The organism is Desulfovibrio sp. (genome assembly GCF_035644575.1).
Taxonomy (GTDB): domain Bacteria; phylum Desulfobacterota; class Desulfovibrionia; order Desulfovibrionales; family Desulfovibrionaceae; genus Desulfovibrio.
In genome coordinates this window covers 1-21009 of sequence record NZ_DASQOG010000122.1, presented here as the reverse complement: position 1 = coordinate 21009, position 21009 = coordinate 1, and the positions used below count along the sequence as shown (strand labels likewise).

General features: G+C 59.4%; 21 protein-coding genes, 1 tRNA gene and 1 riboswitch. Of the genes, 7 read left to right on the top strand and 15 right to left on the bottom strand.

Annotated features, from left to right (window positions below):
* Together VEZ52_RS06920 and VEZ52_RS06915 are read left to right on the top strand one after the other, a co-directional pair.
* A partial coding sequence (locus tag VEZ52_RS06920; protein ID WP_324836175.1) for a hypothetical protein occupies positions 1–278 on the top strand: 278 nt, incomplete at its 5' end.
* Positions 279–424: 146 nt separating this feature from the next.
* Positions 425–518, top strand: a tRNA-Sec gene (locus VEZ52_RS06915).
* A gap of 124 nt (positions 519–642) precedes the next feature.
* Here the strand turns inward: VEZ52_RS06915 and der are convergent.
* From der to VEZ52_RS06875, 8 genes are all read right to left on the bottom strand, one after another.
* Complete coding sequence (der, locus tag VEZ52_RS06910; RefSeq protein ID WP_324836174.1) at positions 643–2010, bottom strand: ribosome biogenesis GTPase Der; 1368 nt, start codon at positions 2008–2010, stop codon at positions 643–645.
* Between the two features lie 186 nt (positions 2011–2196).
* Positions 2197–3372 carry an RluA family pseudouridine synthase gene (locus tag VEZ52_RS06905; RefSeq protein WP_324836173.1) on the bottom strand — a complete coding sequence of 392 codons (1176 nt, stop codon included), beginning with the start codon at positions 3370–3372 and terminating at the stop codon, positions 2197–2199.
* Positions 3373–3439: 67 nt separating this feature from the next.
* Positions 3440–4804: a sensor domain-containing diguanylate cyclase gene (locus tag VEZ52_RS06900; RefSeq protein ID WP_324836172.1), complete on the bottom strand. Its 1365-nt coding sequence runs from the start codon at positions 4802–4804 to the stop codon at positions 3440–3442.
* Positions 4805–5114: 310 nt separating this feature from the next.
* Positions 5115–5858, bottom strand: coding sequence for an ABC transporter ATP-binding protein (locus VEZ52_RS06895; RefSeq protein ID WP_324836171.1), 744 nt, complete (start codon positions 5856–5858; stop codon positions 5115–5117).
* Positions 5851–6612: a cobalt ECF transporter T component CbiQ gene (gene cbiQ, locus VEZ52_RS06890; protein WP_324836170.1), complete on the bottom strand. Its 762-nt coding sequence runs from the start codon at positions 6610–6612 to the stop codon at positions 5851–5853. The genes VEZ52_RS06895 and cbiQ overlap by 8 nt, the downstream gene beginning before the upstream one ends.
* 9 nt (positions 6613–6621) lie before the next feature.
* The gene (locus tag VEZ52_RS06885; protein WP_324836169.1) at positions 6622–7323 is read right to left on the bottom strand and encodes a cobalamin biosynthesis protein CbiL; all 702 of its coding nucleotides are present in this window, start codon (positions 7321–7323) and stop codon (positions 6622–6624) included.
* 16 nt (positions 7324–7339) lie between these two features.
* On the bottom strand, positions 7340–7951 hold the full coding sequence (gene cbiM, locus VEZ52_RS06880; RefSeq protein ID WP_324836168.1) for a cobalt transporter CbiM: 612 nt from the start codon (positions 7949–7951) through the stop codon (positions 7340–7342).
* Between the two features lie 117 nt (positions 7952–8068).
* Positions 8069–8839, bottom strand: a complete 771-nt coding sequence (locus VEZ52_RS06875) for a DUF4198 domain-containing protein (protein ID WP_324836167.1) — start codon at positions 8837–8839, stop codon at positions 8069–8071.
* Between the two features lie 472 nt (positions 8840–9311).
* Between VEZ52_RS06875 and VEZ52_RS06870 the strand changes: the two genes are divergently transcribed.
* Both VEZ52_RS06870 and VEZ52_RS06865 read left to right on the top strand, forming a co-directional pair.
* Positions 9312–10010: a glutamine amidotransferase gene (locus tag VEZ52_RS06870; protein ID WP_324836166.1), complete on the top strand. Its 699-nt coding sequence runs from the start codon at positions 9312–9314 to the stop codon at positions 10008–10010.
* A 79-nt stretch (positions 10011–10089) separates the two neighbouring features.
* On the top strand, positions 10090–11067 hold the full coding sequence (locus VEZ52_RS06865; RefSeq protein WP_324836165.1) for a glycosyltransferase: 978 nt from the start codon (positions 10090–10092) through the stop codon (positions 11065–11067).
* A 99-nt stretch (positions 11068–11166) separates the two neighbouring features.
* Here the strand turns inward: VEZ52_RS06865 and VEZ52_RS06860 are convergent, their stop codons facing one another.
* Positions 11167–11622, bottom strand: coding sequence for a hypothetical protein (locus VEZ52_RS06860; RefSeq protein WP_324836164.1), 456 nt, complete (start codon positions 11620–11622; stop codon positions 11167–11169).
* A gap of 230 nt (positions 11623–11852) precedes the next feature.
* Positions 11853–13136, bottom strand: coding sequence for an O-acetylhomoserine aminocarboxypropyltransferase/cysteine synthase family protein (locus VEZ52_RS06855; protein ID WP_324836163.1), 1284 nt, complete (start codon positions 13134–13136; stop codon positions 11853–11855).
* Between the two features lie 233 nt (positions 13137–13369).
* Here VEZ52_RS06855 and VEZ52_RS06850 point away from each other — a divergent pair, with 233 nt between their 5' ends.
* Entirely contained in the window at positions 13370–14641 is a 1272-nt protein-coding gene (locus VEZ52_RS06850; protein WP_324836162.1) for a competence/damage-inducible protein A, read from the top strand.
* 96 nt (positions 14642–14737) lie between these two features.
* Here VEZ52_RS06850 and VEZ52_RS06845 read toward each other — a convergent pair whose 3' ends face one another.
* From VEZ52_RS06845 to VEZ52_RS06825, 5 genes are all read right to left on the bottom strand, one after another.
* A complete protein-coding gene (locus VEZ52_RS06845; protein ID WP_324836161.1) occupies positions 14738–15070 on the bottom strand; it encodes a DUF190 domain-containing protein in 333 nt (110 codons plus the stop codon).
* Between the two features lie 9 nt (positions 15071–15079).
* A complete protein-coding gene (gene crcB / locus VEZ52_RS06840) occupies positions 15080–15469 on the bottom strand; it encodes a fluoride efflux transporter CrcB (protein WP_324836160.1) in 390 nt (129 codons plus the stop codon).
* Positions 15470–15620: 151 nt separating this feature from the next.
* A riboswitch (Fluoride riboswitch) is annotated at positions 15621–15679 on the bottom strand.
* 65 nt (positions 15680–15744) lie between these two features.
* Entirely contained in the window at positions 15745–16686 is a 942-nt protein-coding gene (locus VEZ52_RS06835; protein WP_324836159.1) for a symporter, read from the bottom strand.
* 154 nt (positions 16687–16840) lie between these two features.
* The gene (locus VEZ52_RS06830) at positions 16841–18472 is read right to left on the bottom strand and encodes a bifunctional metallophosphatase/5'-nucleotidase (protein ID WP_324836158.1); all 1632 of its coding nucleotides are present in this window, start codon (positions 18470–18472) and stop codon (positions 16841–16843) included.
* Positions 18473–18578: 106 nt separating this feature from the next.
* Entirely contained in the window at positions 18579–19127 is a 549-nt protein-coding gene (locus VEZ52_RS06825; protein ID WP_324836157.1) for a cysteine hydrolase family protein, read from the bottom strand.
* 245 nt (positions 19128–19372) lie between these two features.
* On the opposite strand from VEZ52_RS06825, the gene VEZ52_RS06820 reads away from it, so the two are divergent.
* Positions 19373–19954: a formylmethanofuran dehydrogenase subunit E family protein gene (locus VEZ52_RS06820; protein WP_324836156.1), complete on the top strand. Its 582-nt coding sequence runs from the start codon at positions 19373–19375 to the stop codon at positions 19952–19954.
* An 11-nt stretch (positions 19955–19965) separates the two neighbouring features.
* A partial coding sequence (locus VEZ52_RS06815) for a glycoside hydrolase family 3 N-terminal domain-containing protein (RefSeq protein WP_324836155.1) occupies positions 19966–21009 on the top strand: 1044 nt, incomplete at its 3' end.

The window sequence follows — 21009 nt, the reverse complement described above, 5'->3', positions numbered from 1 at the left end:
TGCTGGAACATATTGAAAAGCATGACCATCGCCAGGACGATTATCGCCCACAGCATCAGGTTGCGACTTATCTGATTCAACACTGCCTCCGTTACGTTTTCCGCGCGCGGTGGCGCACGGCCAGGCCGGATATATGGCCAGCACAGTTAAGAAATTACTACCTGTATGTGTCTGGTGTCAAATGTTTGTGGGCATTTGCAGTTCAGGCAACAGGGGGTTCGGCTGCGCTTGTCTTGTTCATAATAATGCGCAAAACACACTTGGCAATGGAGGTTTGACGTTCAGAAGTCAAAACAGCATGCCGGGTGCGTGTTGCGCATGCTCAAACTGTGCTGCGGGCTTTGCTGCTTTTGCTGCGCTGCAAAGGCCAAATAAGTTTGCCCTCTTGCGGGCAAGGGGCTTTTGCCCTATGGTGCGCCCATGCGGAGACGTTTCGTCACCGGTGTGGCGCCCGGTCTTCAAAACCGGTGGCAGGCCTTGCGGTCTGTGGTAGGTTCGACCCCTATACGTCTCCGCCATTCAAGCTCTTTTATCCATGCTCATTGGGCTTGCCGTCTTTTGCAGACTGACGTTGTGTCCCCCGGTTTGACCCGGGGGATTTTTTTTGCTCGGCGGGCAGCCTGGTTTCAGCCAGGCCTGCCGCTATTTTTCAGATTTTTTCTTGTGGCTTGAGCGCAGGTGCAGGCGCATGGGGGCGTGCGTGATGCCGAATATTTTGCGCAACGCGCGTTCAAGATAGCGGGTATAGCTTTCAGGAACACGGTCAGCATCGCTCACAAAGCACACAAAGGTCGGCGGCGCGGTTTCCGCCTGGGTCAGGTAGAAGAACTTGGCGCGCACACGTTTGACAACAGGCGGCTGGTGCTTGTCGAGCACTTCTTCCATGGCGCGGTTGAGCTTGCCGGTAGAAATACGCACGCTGCATTCTTCGTGAATCTGGGTTGCCAGGGGCAGGATTTTTTTCAGGCCGGTTCCCTTGAGGGCTGAAACATTCAGAATCGGCACATGCGGGCAGAAGGCCAGCATTTCGGCCACGTTCTTTTTGAGCCTGTCCAGCGAGTCGCGGGGGGCCAGATCGCACTTGTTGATAAGCACCATAAAGGGCGTTTTGCGCGTGTTCAGCATGTCCATGAGCCGCTTGTCCTGCTGGCTCACGCCTTCGGCGGCGTCCAGTGTCAGCAGGGTCACGTCGGCCTTGGTGCTCGACTTGATGGCCGAGTTGACGGAGTACTTTTCCAGACTGTCGCTGATCTTGGTGCGGCGGCGTACACCCGCAGTGTCCACAAATACGTAGTCGCGTCCACCGCGCGCAAAGCGCACGTCGACACTGTCGCGCGTGGTGCCCGCCACATCGGAAACAATCATGCGGTCGATGCCGGAAATGGCGTTGATAAGCGACGACTTGCCCGCATTGGGGCGGCCAAGCATGGCCAGCTTGAGGGTCGGCGGCGCGGGCGGTTCGGTGGAGGTTTCTTCCGGCAGCAGAGCTACCAGATCTTCCACCAGGGCGGTGATGTTGTGCCCGTGCTCGGCGGAAACCGCCAGCAGCGGGAAGCCCAGAACGTGAAATTCCGCCATGAGTTCATCTTCGCGCTCCACGCCGTCAACTTTGTTGACCACGCAGATGGTGGGCAGGCCCTTGCGGCGCACATGGGCCGCGAGATGCTCGTCCAGGGGCAGCAGGCCGTCACGCGAATCCACCACAAAGGCAACGGCAGCGGCACCGACCAGCGCCGCCTCAGTTTGCGCAAGGATGTCGCGCTCAAAGCCGCGAATGCCTTCGGGCCCTTCCACCACGGCGGAGTGGGCGTCAAGAGTGATGCCGCCCGTGTCAACAATGCCGAAAACGGGGGTGTCCTTGCGGCGCACCACGCCGTCCATACGGTCGCGGGTCACGCCGGGGCGGTCATGGGTGATGGCCCGATTGCTGCGGATGAGCCTGTTGAACAGGGTGGATTTGCCCACATTGGGGCGACCCACCAGAATGACGCGGGGCAATGTATCTGCCATGAGAATACCTTAGTGTACGCCTGGGATTTGCCAGGCGAGATTGCAAGCGTGAAGCGGAGTGCGCCGCCATGCGGTCATGCGCTCCGATGAAAAGAAAGCGCCCGGAGCATATGCTCTCTGAGGCGTCTGGCGTGTAGTGCCGCGCAGACCGCGCGGCTGCCAGGACAGCTGGGTTTCAGGGCTGTTTTACTGGCGTAAAAATTTATTTTTAGCACTTTGTTCCGTCAAAGGGAAGACCCCGCACCCGTCCCCATATTCCGGGGTTGCCATGGCGGCGACAGGCTCTGGCATCTGCTCAAGGGCATGCTTGCCAGACCATGGTGGAAGACACGAAAACACGTGCCCGCAGGGCATGGTTACGCGCAGGGCATGCAGCATCAAATTTTCCGGCTCCGGGGCAGATTTTTCTGTTGTGCCCATGCGGGCCGGGGCCGGGAGGGCGTAAGCCCCGCGCGGCACATGACGGCGCGTGGGCGCAGCCTGCCCGTACTTTGTGTCGCCAATCACAGGATGCCCCACGGTGGCAAGCTGTACGCGGATCTGATGCGTGCGGCCTGTCAGCAGGCGCACAAGCAACAGGCTTTGCGCTTGCTCCACCCTCAGGGGGCGCACCATGCACAAGGCCTCGCGGCTGTCGGTCTCGCCGGGCGCGACCGGGCGCACCTTCTCATAGCCCTGGGCAGTATCCTTGCGCAGAAAGTGGCGCAGCATCTGCGTTTCGGCAGAGGGCCAGCGGCCCTGCACCCAGACCACGTATTCCTTGGCCAGCGTTCCATCGCGTATGGCGTCCTGAGCCTTGGCAAGGGCTTCGTACGAAGCCGCCACCAGCAGTACGCCCGAGGTTTCCTTATCCAGCCTGTGCACGGGCGTGGGCTTGAAGGGCGCGGTTGCGAAGTAGGCGGCCAGCCGGGAACTGAGGCTGTCGTCATGCCCCGTGCCGGGATGCGTAGGCAGACCTGCGGGTTTGTTAAAGGCCCACAGGTAACCGTCTGTGCCGATCATGGGCGGCAACGGAGGCGAATCAACCGACTGCGTGTCGAGAGCTGTATCCATCAGCGGCTGGGGGGCCGTTTCTGATGCGCTTTCTTCCGCCATCTTGAAGGCAAAGGGAGGAAGGCGAACAATGTCGCCTGTCTGCACGCGGGCAAAGGGCTTGCATCTGCTGCCGTTGATACGCACCTGTCCGGTGCGCACCCAGCGGTGGAGCAGGGTGGGTGGCAAGTTCAGCCGCCTTTGCAGGAACTGTAACAACTTTTGGCCGCTTTCGGTCTCCTGAACTATCGGCTGTTCCAGAGGCGATTGCCTGCTGATGCCGATGCCAGAGTCCTGGGCCTGCGTAGGGGGAGGGTTATCTTCCGACATGGGGATACTCTGGCGCAAAGCCAGCCTTGCGTCAAGAGCGGCGGGTGCGCGGCCTGCCTGTTGCGTGTTACAGATAGCGGCAGTCGTTCATGGAAACCTTGGCAAAGGTGTGGTTTTCAATCCAGTCGCGAACGCGCTGGCGCGTTTCAGCCCTTGTGGTCAGTTTGTTCCGCAGCATGGCCCGGTCTGCCTCCACAATGGCGTTGGCAATGCTGGTCTGCATGTCTTCCGCGCAGGCGGAACCCATTGCCAGTAAGACCGGGGGCCGGTTTTGCTGGCTGTTGTGCCTTTCAAAGCGCTGCATGAGCTCATGCAAAATTTCGGCAACCTTCAGGCTGTCGCATCCAGGCAGCAGCACTGTGTATTCATCGCCGCTCATGCGCGCCACGCAGGCTGCGGAATCCAGCCCGCCACGCAGCAGCAGGGCCGCCTGGCAAAGCACGGTATTGCCTTCTTCGTGCCCGAGATAATCGTTGATCATTTTCAGTCCGTTGACATCGGCAACGATTATCCCCACGGGCCGAACAGCGTTTTTCTCCAGTTCGTCCACGGTCATGGTAAAAAAAGTTCGGCTGCGTAAACCGGTGAGCGGGTCGTTGCGCACCATGTCTTCAAGGTGTGCCCTGTCGGCCTGACTTGCGCTGATGTCGGTATGCAGGCCCACCACACGCGTGGCCCTGCCGCTGTCATCGCGTTGCGTCACGTTGCCGCGGCCAAGAATCCAGGCCCAGGTGTTATCTGCCCTGCGCATGCGGTAGGTGCATTCAAAGGTGTCGCCGTGGGAGGGCGAGGCAATGATGTCTTTTTGTATGGGCACCACGTGGGCGTAATCTTCGGGATGGATTTTTTCTTCCCAGCTGAGCAATGTTGCGGGGAAAGTCTCGGCAGTGTAGCCCAGCATTTCGATATAGCGGGGGCTGTAGTAGACGGTATTTGTGTTGGCGTCCCAATCCCACAGTCCATCGCCGGAAGCATTGAGCGCCAGCATCAGGCGGGCCGCATCCTGCGTGGAGTGCTGCGTGACAAGGTGCTGCATGGAAAAACGCGCGGATGGCAAAATTTGCTGCGCCTGACGTTCCACCGCGCTGATGCAGCCAACCACATGCTCTGCCTGCCCTGCACCGTTGCGCGCAAGGGTTATAAGCTGGGTTCGCGCCACAAGAGCATTGAGGGGAAAGCATATTTCCATATGCGCGCCGATGTGCCCTTCCAGAAACGTTTGCAATGATTGCCCTAGTATATCTCTTTTATCCTCGAGGCATGCGTCAAGAAATGCCGCCATGCTGCAAGGAGGATTTGCTTCAATGCCAAGCAGCCGCTTGGCCCCAAGGCTGAAGCGGAGAAGGTCTGGGGCAACACGCCATTCCAGCACGGTATCGGTTGTGTCCGTCTGGATAAGCGGCAAGGGGAGACTGGGATCGGGTTCGCGCATGGCAATCCTTGGGAGGCCAAGATACGGTGCCAAAAGAAAGGAATCTAGGAATCTGACGCAGAGTATAAATTGCTGCGCGACATTACTATTGTTTAGGAAAGAATGCTACTATCATTTTATATATATAATTAGATATCATGCTCAGGAATTAAAACACGGGGCTGCCGGAGGCGAGCCAGTGGGCAACGCCAGCGCGGCTTTACAGTTGGGCGGGGCGAGGCGGCAGGTTGGAAAATTATTTTATAGCAGATAGCTGCGGGTGCATTAGCTTTGCATTGTTGAAGATTTCCGCCAGCAAAACGGTGTGTGATTAATGCTCATGGGGTTCGTTGCCCAGCGGATGGGCGTGCATGTGGGCGTGGGCAAAGGAAGGGGCGCAGGCGCTCAGCCGGTTGTTGGCGATGGTGAGGTATTGGGTGGATGTTTGCGCCAGAAAATCCCAATCATGGGAAATGGTTATGCGCGCTGTGTCCAGGCTGCCCAGAATGTCGATGATGCGCTGGCGGGCATCATTGTCGAGGCCGTTGGTGGGTTCGTCAAGCAGCAGGGCCTCTGGCTTCATGGCCATCACTGAAGCCAGTGATACGAGCTTTTTTTCGCCGCCGGAAAGCCGGTGGGTAAGGCGGTTTTCAAAACCGGCAAGGCCGAGATCGCGCAGGGTGTCCAGGGCGCAGTCTCTTGCATCGTCAGCTGAAAAGCCGAGATTCAGGGGGCCAAAGGCCACGTCCTCCAGCACGGTGGGGAAAAAGAGCTGGTCTTCTGCGTGTTGCAGCACAAATCCTACCTTGCAGCGCAAGTCGTAGAAATCCTTTTCGTCCTTGAGGGGCGTGCCGTGGAACAGCACCTGACCTGCCTGAGGCCGTGCCAAACCAGTGATGCAGCGGAAAAGCGTTGTCTTGCCGCTTCCGTTTGGCCCATAGAGGCCGATGCGCTGGCCGGGATGCAGCGAAAAATCCACATCGCACAGCACTGTGCGCGGCGAGTTGCCCTGCCCGTAAGCAAAGCAGATGCCCTCGAGGCTGAAAATTGCTGCATTGTGATGGTGGTCAGACATTGAGGCCTCCCAGGCATTCAACCGCGATTATCCCCGCCATGCACAGCAGCAGGCCCAGCGCGAAAATACAGTCGCCCTTTTGGGCGTGGAAAACCGTCACCGATCTGAAATGGCCGGAAAACCCACGCAAGACCATGGCTTCGCGCACCCGTAGCGAGCGTTCGTAGCTGCGCACCAGCAACAGGCCCAGCAGGGATGCCAGGGTGCGGTAGGTATGCATGCTGGTACGCGGACGAAAACCGCGCAACCGTGCCGCCACCAGCAGGGTGTGCCATTCCTGGGCGATAACGTGAACGTATCTGGCTGTGAAGAGAAAGAGGAAAACGAGCTTGGGCGGGCAGTGCAGCCGCTCCAGCGCATGACCGGCGGTGGGGGCGTTCATGGTGGCGACAAGCGCCAGAAAGACGCAGGCAATGGCATTGGACTTGATGCTCACCAGCAGCGCAAGGCGCACGCCTTCGGCGCTCACTGTGAGCATTCCCCATTGCGCCAGCGGTGTCCCCGGCGTGGTCAGGGGCGTGACGCACCACAGAAAAACAATAAAGATATTGATGGCGCCAAGGCGTTGCAGCAGCGCGCGTACAGGCGGATTGGCCGCAGCCAAGAGGGCCAGACCCAGAGCAAGCGCCATGCCGCACGCGGTCAGGCTGTGCAGCAGCGAAATGCATACCGCAAGACCCCCTGCGAAGGCCATGCGAACGCGGGGGTCAATGCTCTGTATGAGCGACGGACGAACAAAGGGCTGGTCAAACACTCCCAGCCATTACCCCCGACGTCCCTTGAAGTAAAGGGCAATGCCCGCCAGACCCACCAGCCAGCCGATGCCGCCGAAGATCTCAGAAAAGCCGGGGCGGGACACGCGCATTTCGGCAAGTTCCCGGCGGATGGGCCCAAGCTTTGCGTCCAGCGCCGCGTTGACAATGGTTTGCAGCTCCCCGGAGCTGACGCCGACAGCGCTTGGGGTGGGCGCAGCCGCGCCTTTTGCTCCGGGGGTTGCCGTGGATACTGCTTGTGTTGCCGGAGATGTCTTTTCGGCAGCTTGCGCCGAGTCCTTTGTTTCAGCTGCCCTGGCGGGAGTGGTGGGCGTCTGGATAGCCGCCAGTTCGGCAGCGTCCATCATCCATTCGTTCTGATGGCCTTCGCCAGCCTTGACGACAATGCGCAGGCCGTGGGCCTTGCCTTCAGCGGGAACAGGAAAACGGTACACGCCCTGATCATCGGTGCGGCCTTCCTGTAGTTTTGCGCCAGTGGCGGCATCATACACCACCACCTGTCCCTGCTTGACCTTGTTGCCGCCGTTAAAGCCGCATTCCGCAACAACCTGATCCCCTTCTGTCCATGCAAAAATATTGACCCGGTGGGCCTGAGCCGCATGGGGCAATGCCAGCGTGAAGATCACAAACAGCGTGGACAACAGTACGGGCAGCATGGGTGAGAATGCCTTGCGCGAACAAATGGAAAGCATGGAGACTCCTTATGCCTCAGGCCGCGCTCAGCCGCAGCATTTCAGGGCGCACCCTGGCGATAAAGCCCACGGTCAGCATGGTAATAAGCCCTTCGGCCAGCATGATGGGCAGATGCGCCAAAAACAGCAGCCGCGCAGCTGTGGCAAAGCCTTCATCACTGGAAGCCAGAGCCACCGCGGTGAGCAGGCCCGCGCCCATAACGCCCAGCGCGCCGCCGCAGAAAGCGGCAATCTTTTGCCCTGCGGGTGTGGGCCACGCACGGCACAGGACCCGAAACACATAGCCCGCCACAACAGCTGAAAATCCCATGGTGAAGGTGTTGACCCCCAGCACCACAAGGCCGCCAAACTGGAACAGAAGCGCCTGTAGCGCCAGAGCCGACAGAATGGCCGGAAAGGCCGCCCACCCGAGTATCACGCCCAGAAGGCCGTTGAGAATAAGGTGCGCGCTGGTAATGCCGATGGGCACATGGATAAGCGAGCCGACAAAAAAAGTCGCGGCCAGAATGGCCACGGTCATGAGCCGGTCATAATCGAGTTTTTTCAGGCCCAGGGCCGTTCCGGCGGCGGTAAGGGCGTAGCCCGTGGCAAGCACGGCAGGGGAGAGAACGCCTTCAGCAATATGCATGATCAATCCTTATGATTGGCCTTTGCCTGGCTTCACCTTGCAAGGCCGCATGCGCAGAGGCCGAACCGGAAGGGGCAATTTCCGGCCCGGCCTGCCGCAGCCATACTTGGCGCAGTATTACTTGGTCTTGGGTGCGGCAAAATTCACCCACATCACAGCCCCCAGTTCCACTTCCTTGGCTTCACCCTTGTATTCCATTTTTTCGGCGGAGGTGTTCAGGGCAGCAAAGCCCCACCATCCTGCCCAGGGAATGCCATAGGTAAAGACGCCGTTTTCATCGGTCTTCACGACCTGGGTGACGTAAAAATCGTTGGGGGCGGTGTGGGCCTTGCCCTTGTTGTAGCATTCCACTTCCACGTCCGCTCCGGCAACGGGCTTGCCGTCAAGCAGAACGCGGCCACGGAATACATTGCCTGTATAGTTGGCAAAGGGGCGGGTAAGGGGCACGATTTCCGTTTTCAGGCCAAGGGGGGCATCCCAGCCTTCTTCTTCGCCAAAGGCTGCCACCACGGTCTTGGTGTAATGTACGATGAACTTGTCTTCCGCAGGTTCAAAATAAGGAGCGGGCTCAACGGCAAACTGGTACACGCCGGGCTTTTTGATGCCGTAGGTGGTTTGCCATGCCTTGTGGCCCAGCACCGTGGCGGGCTTGAGCGTTGCCTTGATGTCTTCTGTTTTCCCGTCATGGGTGACGGTAGCCGCCGCAGGCGCGGCCATATCCATGCCCTGCATATCCATGGGATGCACAAAGGAAATCTCCAACTGCACGTTGGCGTCCTTCTTGTCGGCAACCGTGGGGGTGGAGGGAATGACCATACCGAAATGGGCCTGGGCCTGGGTTCCCCACATGAGCAGCAGAGCAAGGCTGGCGCAGCAAATTTTCCACATAGAAAGTTCCTGTTGGTTGAGGTGGAGGGGGTTGCCGCTGTGTCATGACGTGGCTGAATGTTTAGTAACAAAAAAAATAAATTTGTAGCAAGATGTTTTTGCCGGGCAGGCAGTGGCATTCTTGCGCTTCATCCACAAGCTGCGTACCATGCGAGATGGAAAACTGCTGGTGCAGACTGTTGGCCTGGCTCATTCAGGGCAAGGGTATTTTGCAATTGTCCTGAAAATTGTGCGGGTAGACGCAGCAAAAAAGCGCAGGCGCAGTATGCTTGCGTGTGTGCCCCTGGGTATGCGGTGCAGAATGTTGAGCCTGCGCACCTTCAGCTGCATTGCTCCAATTTGGTTTCCTGGGCGCGTACAACTTCCCCCCGTGGCGTTCAGAATGCCCGCAGAGTGGCGGGCGCAAACGCTGCTTGCCGTATTTGTCCATACGGCAGCCAGTGTAAAAGGCATTTCTGCATCGGGAGAAAGCATGAAGCGTTGCGTTGCTATTCAGCATGTGGCTTTTGAAAATCTGGGTGTGTTTGTGCAGCCGCTTGAAGAAGCGGGTTTTGCGATCAGCTATGTGCAGGCCGGGGTTGTGCCCTTGGAGCCGGAACTGTGGAAGGATGCCGACCTTGCCGTGGTATTGGGCGGCCCCATTGGCGTGTATCAGGAAGATTTGTATCCCTTCCTTGCCGATGAAAAGGTGCTTGTGGCGAGCCGCCTTGCTTCTGGCCGACCACTGCTGGGCATCTGCCTTGGCGCGCAGCTTATGGCCAGCGCCCTTGATGCCGACGTATACCCCGGAACTGCCAAGGAGATTGGCTGGGGCCAGGTTGAACTCACCCCGGCGGGCTTGAGCGGCCCTCTGGCGGAGCTTGTGGGCGCGCCTGTGCTGCACTGGCATGGCGATACGTTTGATCTGCCCCGGGGCAGCGACCTGCTTGCCTCAACGGCCATCACGCCGCATCAGGCCTTCCGGCCCGGGCCGGGGCAGCTCGGTTTGCAGTTCCATGCGGAAATGGACGCGGCCCTGATGGAAACATGGCTTGTGGGCCATTGCTGCGAACTTGGCGTCAACGGTTTTGACCCCCGCGTCATACGCGAAGACGCCCAGAGGCTCGGCACTCAGGCGCGGGCCGCAGGGCTGGCCTTCATGCGCCGCTGGCTGATGGAAGAGGTTCGTTAGGGCAGTTTACAAATGAAATGTGTTAACTGCTTTAGTCCTCGCATCATTCTGAATCACTGGTCGGTACAGGAGCGTTCAGATGGTCAATCCTGTTGTAAACATCACCATTCCTGTTTTTAACAGGTATCATCTTATGCAGAAGACGCTGCTGGCTCTGCGCAAAACCGCACCAGGCATCGCATATGCAGTTACGGTGGTGGATAACGGCAGCGAGCAATTCCTGCGAGACCGGCTGGTGGAACTGCACAAAGACGGGATCATCGACAATCTCTTTCTGCTGCCGCGCAATATGGGCATATCCTGCGCCTGCAACATCGGCTGGCGCGCTGTGGACGCCCCCTATTACATGAAGCTCGACAATGATATGGCGGTCATAACGCCCCACTGGCTGGAAAATCTTTTCAGGCTGTGGGCGCACGGCGATCCTGTTTCTACACTGGGGCCAACATTCAAAGCGCATGACATGGTGAAAAATCCCGACACGATCACCAGCGAAGACGGCATACTTGGCATCTGCGCATCCACGCTCATGGGAAGTGCCATTATTATTCCCAAAAGTGTTTCAGACATGCTGGGCTACTGGAGCGAGGATTACGGCCTGTACGGCGCAGATGACGGGGATTACGGCTCACGCGTGAACTGTGCCGGATTGCCGCAATACTATTATGACGCCAATGGTTTTTTTGTAAACGGCGGCAAGTACGACAATTCGGAATACGAAGATACAGACCTGAATAAAGGCAAGGAACATGGCCGGCTTTTCAAGGATGAATCCGGCGGCATGGGACTGTTTTTAGTGAATTACTATCTGTACAACATGTGTGTTCGCAACTGGAAGGTGCCGCTGCGCTACCGCATCAAGGATATGGATGGCTATAACGTAGTGCTGGAGGAAGATCCCGCCTATGCGCCCATTCAACATGCCCTGAGCCGCAGCAAGGATCTGCTGGACAATCTGGTTGCGGCAGGCCGCAATAACGACATGTACTCAGATGCCGTGGTGAACCGCCTTAAAAGAATCTGGAAGGATTGCGGACAGGAATGCGCCCCCTTGTGAATGCGCTTTGGGGTGTCAGTAAATAACATCAGGGGCTGTCTGCAATGCCGACAGCCCCTGATGTTTTATCAACGCTTAAAATTGACCGGGAGAATTTGCCTATTTAGGCAGCAGGCTGGCGTATTCCGCACTCTTTACATACTTTTTGATAAAAGCCAGGCCAAGCTTGCGGTCGCCGGTGATTGTGGTGACCATGAAAATATCGCCAGACGCCGCCACCCAGGACTGGCAAGGGGTCTGCTGCTGGGTGAAGGCAAAGGTGTATTGTCCGTTTTTTTCCACCGGGGGCTTGAGCGCCTTGAACTGGTTGGCGAACATTTCGGCAACAGTCTTGGTGTCCGCGCCGCCGTTGGGGCCGGTCACAAAACCCACCGTGGAATTGCCCGAGGCATTTGAAAAGATAACGGTGGTGGTCCCCTGATTTTCTGTGGGAGCCATAACGGCCTTCCAGTTGTCGGGAAGGTCAACGGAAATATACTTTGTACTCACCTCATCTGCCAGCACGGGCGTGGCCAGGAGCATGACAAAAAGAAGAATCGCAAATTTTCTGAACATGAAAAGTCTCCTGCTTGAGAGCGCACAGTTAACGGCGGGCGGCTTGCCCAGATGGGGCAGGCTGTCCCGGTCGCAGAGCATTACAATGGATCAGCCAGTTGTATGCAATGGCCCCTGAAAAGACAATGCCTTTTACTCGAGGCTGCAAGCTAAAAAGGCCCCGCCGCGTATAGCGGCAGGGCCTTTGAAACAGTGCAGCGGCTCCTGTGCGCGCAGTGCAGCGTGCGGGTTTAGCCCAGGGCCTGTGCAATGTCTTCGATAATGTCGTCCACATGCTCAATGCCAATGGAAAGCCTGACCGTGTTGGGCCGGATACCCGTTTCGGCAAGTTCTGTGGCAGTGAGCTGCGAATGCGTTGTGGATGCGGGGTGGATGACCAGCGATTTTGCATCCGCCACGTTTGCCAGCAGGGAGAAGACCTGCAACCTGTCGATGAATGCCCTGGCCTCGGCCGCGCCGCCCTTGACCTCAAAGGTAAAGATGGAGCCGCCCCCCTTGGGGAAATAGCGCTGGTACAAGGCGTGGCTGGGGCTGTTGGCGATGCACGGGTGGTTGACCCGCTCAACCTTGGGATGTTTCGTCAGGTAATCCACCACTGCCAGCGCGTTGCTGACGTGGCGCTCAACCCGTAGTGAAAGGGTTTCCAGCCCCTGAAGCAGAATAAAGGCGTTGAAGGGCGAAAGTGTAGCTCCAAGATCGCGCAGCAGGATGGCCCGCGCCCGCACCGCATAGGCTGCCGCCCCTACTGCCTTGGTAAAGCTCAGGCCGTGGTAGCTCGGTTCCGGCTCGCACAGCTGGGGAAACTTGCCCGAGGCCTCCCAGTCAAATTTGCCGCCGTCCACAATCACGCCGCCAAGGGTTGTGCCGTGACCGCCAATAAACTTGGTAGCCGAATGCACAACAACGTCCGCCCCGTGTTCGATGGGGCGCAGCAGCCAGGGCGTGGCAAAGGTATTGTCCACCACCAGGGGGATGCCGTTTTTATGGGCCAGATCCGCCAGCGCTTCAATATCCACAATATTGCTGTGCGGGTTGCCGAGGGTCTCGATAAAGATGGCCTTGGTGCGCGGTGTGATGGCGCGTTCAAAAGCGCCGGGTTCATCGGGATCCACAAAGGTGGTGTCGATGCCCCAGGCCTTGAGAGTATGCGCCAGCAGATTGTAGGTGCCGCCGTAGAGGGTCTTTTCGGCCACAATGTGGTCGCCAGCTTCAGCCAGATTTTGCAGGGCATAGGTGACCGCCGCAGCGCCGCTGGCCGTGGCCAGGGCCGCAACACCGCCTTCAAGTGCTGCGATGCGCTGCTCAAATGCGTCCTGCGTGGGATTGGTCAGGCGGCCGTAAATGTTGCCGGCATTTGTGAGGTTAAAGCGCGCCTCAGCGTGTGCGCAGTCGTCAAAAACAAAGGATGTTGTCTGATAGATCGGTACGGCGCGTGCGCCGGTAGCCGGGTCCGGCTGTTCCTGCCCTGCATGAACTTGCAGGGTTTCAAAACGTGGTTTCTTTTTTTCGCTCATTGCAGCCCCCTGATTCTTTTGCAGTTTATATGTTTCTAGTCGACAAATCATTTCTTAGTAAATTGGTAAGAAATGATTGGCCCAGATATTCGGGCTTGTCAAGCGATCATTGCCGGGAAATTTTGCGTGCGCAGCGCGTCAGTCTTGCGCCGCGCAAGCTGGGAGACTAGGATGCTCAACGGCGCATTCTACGCCTTTGCAGGTGGATGCGCATCAAGCAAAACGGAGGCCGCATGAAGGCGGAAATAATATCGGTCGGCACAGAACTTTTGCTGGGGCATACGGTCAATACGGATGCGACCCATGTGGCGCGGGAGCTTTCTGCGCTGGGTATGGATCTTTTACAGGTGCACACCGTGGGCGACAACCCGCAAAGGCTGGAGAAAGCCCTGCGCGAGGCGCTGGAACGCGCGGAGGTTGTCATCACCACCGGCGGCCTGGGCCCCACGGAAGACGATCTGACCAAGGAAACCGTAGCCCTGGTGGCTGAAGCGCCGCTTGAGGAACATGCGGACAGCATGGCGCGGCTGCGGGAATATTTCGGTACGCGCCCCATGTCGGCCAATCAGGCCAAGCAGGCCATGTTGCCGCGCGGATCCGTGGTTTTTCCCAATCTGGCGGGTACCGCCCCCGGCTGCGCCACGCCTGCGGGCGCCGGGCGCTGGGTGCTCATGCTGCCTGGGCCGCCATCCGAACTGCTGCCCATGCTGCACGACAGCGCCGTGCCTTTTTTGCGGAGCATGAGCGGGTCGGTCATATCCTCGTTCATGGTAAAGACTTTTGGCATAGGCGAGGGCGTGGCTGCCTTGCGCATTGCGGAGCTGACCGGCGGGGCCAACCCCACGGCGGCAACCTATGCGGGCGATGCGGAAATGTTTGTGCGGGTAACGGCCAAGGCGCAGGATGCCGCCGCTGCCGAGGTTCTGGCTGCCCCCATGGTGGCGGAGGTGCGCAAACTGCTGGGGCATTTTGTGTACGGCGTGAATGTTGCGGGGCTGGAGACCGTGGTGGTGCAGGAGCTGGCGCGTCAGGGCAAAACCCTTGCCACTGCGGAATCCTGCACCGGCGGCCTGCTTGCCAAGCGTATCACTGACCAGCCCGGCGCATCGGATGTTTTTGGTTACGGTATGGTCACTTATGCCAACGAGGCCAAGGAGCGGCTGCTCGGCGTGCCGCACGATGTGTTGTGCGCACACGGGGCTGTCAGCCCGGAGGTGGCGCGGGCCATGGCTCAGGGGGTGCGCGAGTGCAGCGGCGCTCATTACGGCATTGGCATCACGGGCGTGGCTGGCCCCGGCGGCGGCACGCCGCAAAAGCCTGTGGGCCTTGTGTATATTGCCCTGAGTGATGCGGAGCACGTCTGGCTGCGCGTCATGCGTCCGCAAGGGCGCTATCTTGGCCGCGACTGGACGCGTCGCCTGGCCTCAAGCCATGCGCTGGACATGCTGCGCCGCCGTCTTGCCGACCTGCCAGTGGAAGATCAGTGGGGTCTGGATCAGGCTTAGTTTTTTCAGTTGAAGCAGTGAACCCCCGGCGGAAATGGTCTGAGAGGCCATCTCCGCCGGGGGCTTTTTTATTGGGAGGGATAGTTCCGCCTGTGGTCAGGCGGGCTGATTTTTTCCCGAGCAGGTGATGCCGAATTCCACAGGGATTTTCATGTAGAAGATCTGCAAATTTTCCTGCTCAATGCGGGCAAAAAGCTGCTCGCTGTGCTCCGGGCTCACGGCCATGGTCACTTCCATGGGCTGCTCGCCCACATCAAAAAATCGCGCGCTGTGGTATTTACCGTCGCGCCCGTAACCGCCCTGCGCCGCAGCAAAGGTTGCACCTTCAACGCCAAGGGCCTTTGCTTCCTTGAGCAGCCATTCCGCGATGCTCATGTGCCCGTGCGAGCGCCCCTGCTGCGTATAAAATGTCAGTCTGTAACCGTCCATGGCCTGCTCCTAACGAAAAAGGGATTTGAGAAGCGAAACCGCGCCAAGGCCCATGAAAAAACAGATCAGCGAGCCGCAGACATGCAGGGTTATGGCCCCGGCGGCCATGCCGATGCGTTGTTCTTGCAGCAGGGTGCCGATCTCCGCCGTGAAGGTGGAAAATGTGGTGAGGCCGCCCAGAAAACCGGTGATGATAAAGAGCCGCCATTCCGGGGCCAGACCGGGCAGCGAGTTGAACACGCCCAGCGAAAGCCCGATGCCGAACCCGCCGATAAAATTTGCCGCCACCGTGCCAAGCGGGACAGCCGGAAAGATGGAATTGAGCAGCATTGAAAGCACCCAGCGAAGGCAGGCCCCGGCACCGGCCCCCAATGTGATGACAAGAACGTTTTTGACCATGCGTCAATCCGTTATGCGGCGCAGGTACGGCTGTTAATGGCCCACGCTGCCCGCGTTTTCATGCTTGCCGATGGCAGCGGTAATGCCCCGGCGTTGAATAAAAAAGCAACCGCGCTTGGGCGCGGTCGCAAAATAGTCTACCAACGCCCTGGCCCTGGTAGGAGTTATCAGCAAATGCGGTTCAAGGGGAACTCCATCCCCTGGGTGATTTCTACATCCGCCGGGGGTGCAAGTAAACCCGTTTTTGCCGCCAGGGCTGCGCATTCACTGCCATGTCAGCCCTGCTTTTTATCCCGGCTGCACAGGCGGTAGTAAAACAGCAGCACGTACAGGGGGGCCAGATAGGCGGCGGCCATGATCGCCTCTGTGGCGCTGAAAAATTCCATGCACACGATCATGACCAGCACATTGTTGATAACGCCGAATGAAATCTGAAAGGCCATGCCCACCTGTCTGCTCATGCGGCGGGCCAAGGGGATGGCGGCAAGCGTCATGACGAGGCAGAGCAGGGAGGCCGCGCCCAGCGATTTGAGCAGCAGGTCGGGCGATTGGCGCAGCAGGTCGCCGTAGTGGCTGAAGATGGCAATGTTGGAAACCACGATGGACACGGTTATGAGCGGGAACTGCCAGCGCAAAAGCAGGTTGCGCAACCCGTCAAGGTGAATGCGCGTAATATGCGCGGCGGCAAAGGGCACAAGAATGGTCACGCAGAGCGACAGGCTCATGTGTCCCAGTTCAAGATGCGCGGGCATGTTGAGCGGCTCAAGCCCCAGCAGGCGCAGCGCGGCATCGGTTGCGGAAAGCACGGCGGGCAGGCTTGCGGGCAGCAGCAGGGACGTGGCGATGTTGGCCACAAGAATAAGCGCCGTATTAGCCCCCACCATGAGCGAAAAAACAGCGGCCATGACCCCCACTGGCGCTGCGCCCAGCAGAAAGGCCCCCAGCGCAAACTGGGGCATGAGCAGGCGGAAGACCGCAAGACACAGCAGCGGCAGCACCGCAAGCCGCAAGGCCACCAGAAAGCAGAGTGTGCCCTTCATGTGGCGTATTTCGCGCATCAGGGCTTCCATGCCCACAGCCAGAAAGCTCATATAAAGCATGAAAATGAGAATAAGGCGCGGCATTGCGGCAAGCGGTTCTGCCGCCTGGGGCAGAAAAACGCCCGCCGCCATGGAAAGCAGCGAAGAAAGGACCATGATAAGGTCGCGGGAATTCATAAGGCCTCAACTTTTTCGCCACACTGCCCAACATGCCCGCCCTTGGCAAGTCCCAAGGGCGGGCATGTTCCGGCATGTTCAGACTCTCTCGGGCATGTTCAGGTTGCAGCGGGCGTGGAGCCGCGCGGCGGTTCAGCCTGCCCCCATGCAGCAATCAGTTTGTCTGGCGGATCAGGCGGTCAGGCGGCAAGGCCGTCAGCGGGCTGAATTTTTTGATGTATGCCGCCAGCACGTCCACATCAACCGGGTCCGGGGCTTCCACGGGCGATCCCTTGGCAAGCATGGCGTAGCCATCGCCCCGGCGTTCAAGGTAATCCACAAGAACCACCCGGTAGCGGGCGGCAGGGTCAAGGGCGCGCGCGGTTCCGCCCGCGTCCAGCAGCTCTGCGCGCACAATGCGTTTGCCGGAGGGCAGGGCGGGATTGTACACGTAGCGCAGGCCCGCCGTGTGCAGCACGGGGGAGCCAACGCCCTTGTTGTCGGCCACGCCGTGTTCCAGAGCGGCCAGCAGTTGTTCGCCTGTGAAATCGCGGATGATGACCTTGTTGCCAAAGGGCAGCACGGCCAGCATGTCGCCAAGGGTCAGCGCGCCTTGCCGCAGAGGGGCGCGTAACCCCCCGCCGTTGATAATGGCGGCCTGCGCTCCGTAGGGGCGGCCATAGTCCAGCATGGAATCGGTGGCGATCAGGCCGGAAAGGCATTCACCTATGCGGCACTGATGCAGGCCGTCAGGCGCGTTCAGGTTGTTCTGACCCACGGTAACGGAGGTAAAGGCTTCCAGCTTTTGGGCATACTGGGCAATCTTGGCCTCCACAGTCGGGTCGGGCGGAATGGAGGCATCCAGCGGCAGGGCCTCGCCCTGCCAGCGCACCGGGACGCCCTGCGCGTCAAAGGTCACGTCAAGCTGGCCCATATACTTGGCAAGCGCCCCGGCAGTGACCACCAGAACAGGCTTGCCCGAGGGCGAGTGCTCCACAATGGGGTACGGGCCTTTGGATGATTTGGGGCCAAGGTAGTCGTGGGTGTGGCCCCCCACAATGATATCCACGCCGTCCACCTTGCGGGCCAGTTCCAGATCCTTTGGCAGGCCAAGATGCGTCACGGCTATGATGTGCCGCACTCCCTGCTTTTCCAGCTCCGCCACGGCCTTTTTCAGCGTTGTTTCGCTCTTGTAGAACCACGTTTCGGGGCAGGCCGCAGAAAGCGTGCGCACGCTGGGGTTGGCAAGGCCCACAATGCCAACCTTGACCCCGCGTACCTCCTTGATGATCCATGGGCGGAAGGGCGTTCCGCGCAGGGGGCAGCCGGGGCGGGCATCCAGATTGGCGGCCAGCACCGGGTAGGGCTGCGCCCGCACAAATCCGGCAGTGGCCTCGCAGCCGTCGTCAAATTCGTGGTTGCCCAGCGTCATGGCGTCATAGGGCATCAGGCTGTTGATGTCGGCCAGCATGGGCCACTTGTTGGCGGTAAAAAACAGGGTGCCCTGAAACTGGTCGCCCGCGTCCACGGCCAGCACGTTGTCGTGTTCCGCCCGGGCGCGCTTCATGGCTGTGGCAAGGCGGGCAAAACCGCCCGTGCAGCCCTCGGATTTCAGGCAGGCGTTGCCGTGGGCATCCCTGCCCGCAAGGTAGGAGTGCAGGTCGTTGGTGTGCAGCAGGAGCAGCTCCAGGCCTGCCTTTTCCTGCGCTTGGCAGGGCAGGGAAACCAGCGAAAACACTGTAAACAGGCTGGCCCACAAAAACAGAGCCAGTGTGGAAAAACGGAATCGCAACAGGAATGACGCCATGATTTGCCCCCCGATGGAGTGTGCAGCGCGCAAGTGCGTTGATTTGTAGTGCAAAGGCGGTGTTGCGGGGTTTAGAGCAGTTTGCGAATGAAATGGCTTAACTGCTCTAGCTGATGACCGCGCACAGTTCCTGCGTGTTGCGCACCTGGGCGAACACCTGGCCGAGAGCCGCCATGTAGGCTGTTTGTACATGGGCCGCGCACACGGTTTTGCCGTCGTGCTCAAGATCGCGGGTGGCGCAGGCATCGTGGGCAAGATGGCAGGTGAAGCCAAGGTCAAAGGCGGCGCGAGTGGTGGTATCCACGCACATGTGGGTCATCATGCCCGCTATGGCGATGTCCGTGATGTTCTGCGCCTGGAGCAGGGCGAGCAGGGGAGTGTCGCGGAAGGAATTGGGAAAGTGCTTTTCCACCACGGCTTCGCCCGCAAGCGGCGCAACGCTGCCATGAATGAGCGCCCCTGCGGTGCCGGGCAGAAAAAACGTGGCCGTAGGCGCAAGAGAAATATGCTGCACATGAAAAACAGGTTTTCCAGCCTTGCGAAAGGCCTTGAGCAGCAGGGCGGCATTATCCGCCGCTGCCTCGCTGCCGCAAAGCTCCATCTTGCCGCCGGGGAAGTAATCGTTCTGAATATCTATGATTATAAGAGCCTGCATGTGAGGTGCCTCATGCGGTTATGCCGCCCGTACAGGTTAGCGCGGAATGCTGATGCATGAATCTGACCGTGCTCAACCGATAGCAGCACGCGCTCTGCCGGGTCAAGCACCGCAGCCGCGCGCACTTGACGCTGGGCGGTAAATGATGCCAAGTGACGGAAGGCATTTTGCCCCGCGGCGCGGCCCTCCTGCCTGCGCATCCCACCTTACCTTCCGCACACGGCGGACAGCACGACGGAATATCCATGAATATCGGCGCGTATACGTTTTCGCAATTCCACGGGATTGCAGAGGAGTTCCACGGTTGCGCGGCTCCCGGCCTGCTTATCGGCGGCTATATGGTCGAGCTTGCCAAGGGGATGCTGCCCGAAGGAACCCTTTTTGAAGCACTGGCGGAAACCAGCAAATGCCTGCCGGACGCGGTGCAGCTGCTCAGCCTGTGCAGCACGGGCAACAAGCGTTTGCATGTGCGCGATCTGGGGCTTTACGCGGTTTCGCTGTACGACAAAAAATCTGGCGTGGGCGTGCGCGTGAGCATAGACCCGGCCAAGTTATACGCCTATCCGGAAATCCAGGGCTGGTTCATGAAGGAAAAGCCCAAGCATGCCCAGGATATTGTGGAGCTAGAACGGCAAATTGAAGAAGCCGGCTATAGCATCTGCAAGGTGCAGCGTGTGCAGGTGGACAAGGTTTTTCTGGGGCATGACCATATGGGCACCATCGGCATTTGCCCCCGCTGCGGCGAGGCCTATCCTCTGGATCACGGCCCGCAGTGCCTTGGCTGCCAGGGGCAGGCCCCCTACACAACGCTTGACCCTGAAAGTTGAGGCAAAAAGTCGTGTCTGATGCTGTAAACAGGGGCAAATCCCCCGATGTTTGGCGCTGTTCCGCCAGTCAGATTTTTTTTGCTGCCGCGCGCAAGGGTGGGGCCACGCTTTGTCTGCTTGCGCTTGCGCTGGCCCTCTGTTTTTCGCCCCTGCTGAGCGCCGGGGCCTCGGCTGCGCAGTCCGTGCCTGCTAAAACAGGCGCGGGCAGTGCCGCGCCATCGTTGGACGTCATGATTGGTTCCATGCTCATGCTGGGCTTTCGTGGGGCGGATCTGCCCCAGGGCGATGCCTTTCTTGCGCAGGTGCACGCCGGGCATGTGGGACATATTATCCTGTTTGACCGGGATGTTGCCACCGGCGGCGAACGCAATATCATTTCGCCCCAGCAGGTGCGCCAGCTCACAGCCACGCTGCGGGCGGCATCCCCCTGCCCCCTGCTCATAGCAGTTGACCAGGAGGGCGGACGGGTGCGGCGGCTCAAGCCGCAACGCGGCTTTGCCGATCTGCCTTCTGCCCAGAGCATGGGCGCGGCCAGCCCTGAGAAAACCCGCGCCATCGCCCGGCAACTGGGCGTGGAACTTGCCTCGCTGGGAATTTCTGTTGATCTGGCCCCGGTGGCGGATGTGAACAGCAATCCCGCCAATCCGGCCATTGGCGCGCTGGAGCGCAGCTTCAGCCCCAATCCGGCGCTTGTGGCGGCGCACGCACTGGCCTTTGGGCAGGGGCTGGCCCAGAGCGGCATCATCCCCGCGCTCAAACATTTTCCCGGTCAGGGCGGCGCGCAAAAGGATTCGCATCTGGGGCTGACGGACATCACCCGCAGCTGGAACGCCAAGGCCGACCTTGCGCCCTACGCGCAGGCCTTTGCCCAAGGCTGGCCCGGCATGGTGATGCTTGGGCACCTGTATCACAAAGGGCTTGACCCGCAATATCCTGCCACGCTTTCCCGCGCTGTTGTTGCCGACCTGTTGCGCGGGCGCATGGGCTGGCAGGGCGTGATCATCAGCGACGACATGCAGATGAAGGCCATCACCGACCATTACGGCATGGAGCAG

Coding starts and splice junctions, on each gene's coding strand:
- VEZ52_RS06895 (WP_324836171.1), bottom strand. CDS start 5,858: ATGTCTGACCACCATCACAATGCAGCAATTTTCAGCCTCGAGGGCATC.
- VEZ52_RS06835 (WP_324836159.1), bottom strand. CDS start 16,686: ATGAATTCCCGCGACCTTATCATGGTCCTTTCTTCGCTGCTTTCCATG.
- VEZ52_RS06855 (WP_324836163.1), bottom strand. CDS start 13,136: ATGAGCGAAAAAAAGAAACCACGTTTTGAAACCCTGCAAGTTCATGCA.
- VEZ52_RS06830 (WP_324836158.1), bottom strand. CDS start 18,472: ATGGCGTCATTCCTGTTGCGATTCCGTTTTTCCACACTGGCTCTGTTT.
- VEZ52_RS06845 (WP_324836161.1), bottom strand. CDS start 15,070: ATGGACGGTTACAGACTGACATTTTATACGCAGCAGGGGCGCTCGCAC.
- VEZ52_RS06900 (WP_324836172.1), bottom strand. CDS start 4,804: ATGCGCGAACCCGATCCCAGTCTCCCCTTGCCGCTTATCCAGACGGAC.
- VEZ52_RS06825 (WP_324836157.1), bottom strand. CDS start 19,127: ATGCAGGCTCTTATAATCATAGATATTCAGAACGATTACTTCCCCGGC.
- der (WP_324836174.1), bottom strand. CDS start 2,010: ATGGCAGATACATTGCCCCGCGTCATTCTGGTGGGTCGCCCCAATGTG.
- cbiM (WP_324836168.1), bottom strand. CDS start 7,951: ATGCATATTGCTGAAGGCGTTCTCTCCCCTGCCGTGCTTGCCACGGGC.
- VEZ52_RS06860 (WP_324836164.1), bottom strand. CDS start 11,622: ATGTTCAGAAAATTTGCGATTCTTCTTTTTGTCATGCTCCTGGCCACG.
- VEZ52_RS06870 (WP_324836166.1), top strand. CDS start 9,312: ATGAAGCGTTGCGTTGCTATTCAGCATGTGGCTTTTGAAAATCTGGGT.
- VEZ52_RS06820 (WP_324836156.1), top strand. CDS start 19,373: ATGAATATCGGCGCGTATACGTTTTCGCAATTCCACGGGATTGCAGAG.
- VEZ52_RS06865 (WP_324836165.1), top strand. CDS start 10,090: ATGGTCAATCCTGTTGTAAACATCACCATTCCTGTTTTTAACAGGTAT.
- crcB (WP_324836160.1), bottom strand. CDS start 15,469: ATGGTCAAAAACGTTCTTGTCATCACATTGGGGGCCGGTGCCGGGGCC.
- VEZ52_RS06905 (WP_324836173.1), bottom strand. CDS start 3,372: ATGTCGGAAGATAACCCTCCCCCTACGCAGGCCCAGGACTCTGGCATC.
- VEZ52_RS06850 (WP_324836162.1), top strand. CDS start 13,370: ATGAAGGCGGAAATAATATCGGTCGGCACAGAACTTTTGCTGGGGCAT.
- VEZ52_RS06885 (WP_324836169.1), bottom strand. CDS start 7,323: ATGCTTTCCATTTGTTCGCGCAAGGCATTCTCACCCATGCTGCCCGTA.
- VEZ52_RS06875 (WP_324836167.1), bottom strand. CDS start 8,839: ATGTGGAAAATTTGCTGCGCCAGCCTTGCTCTGCTGCTCATGTGGGGA.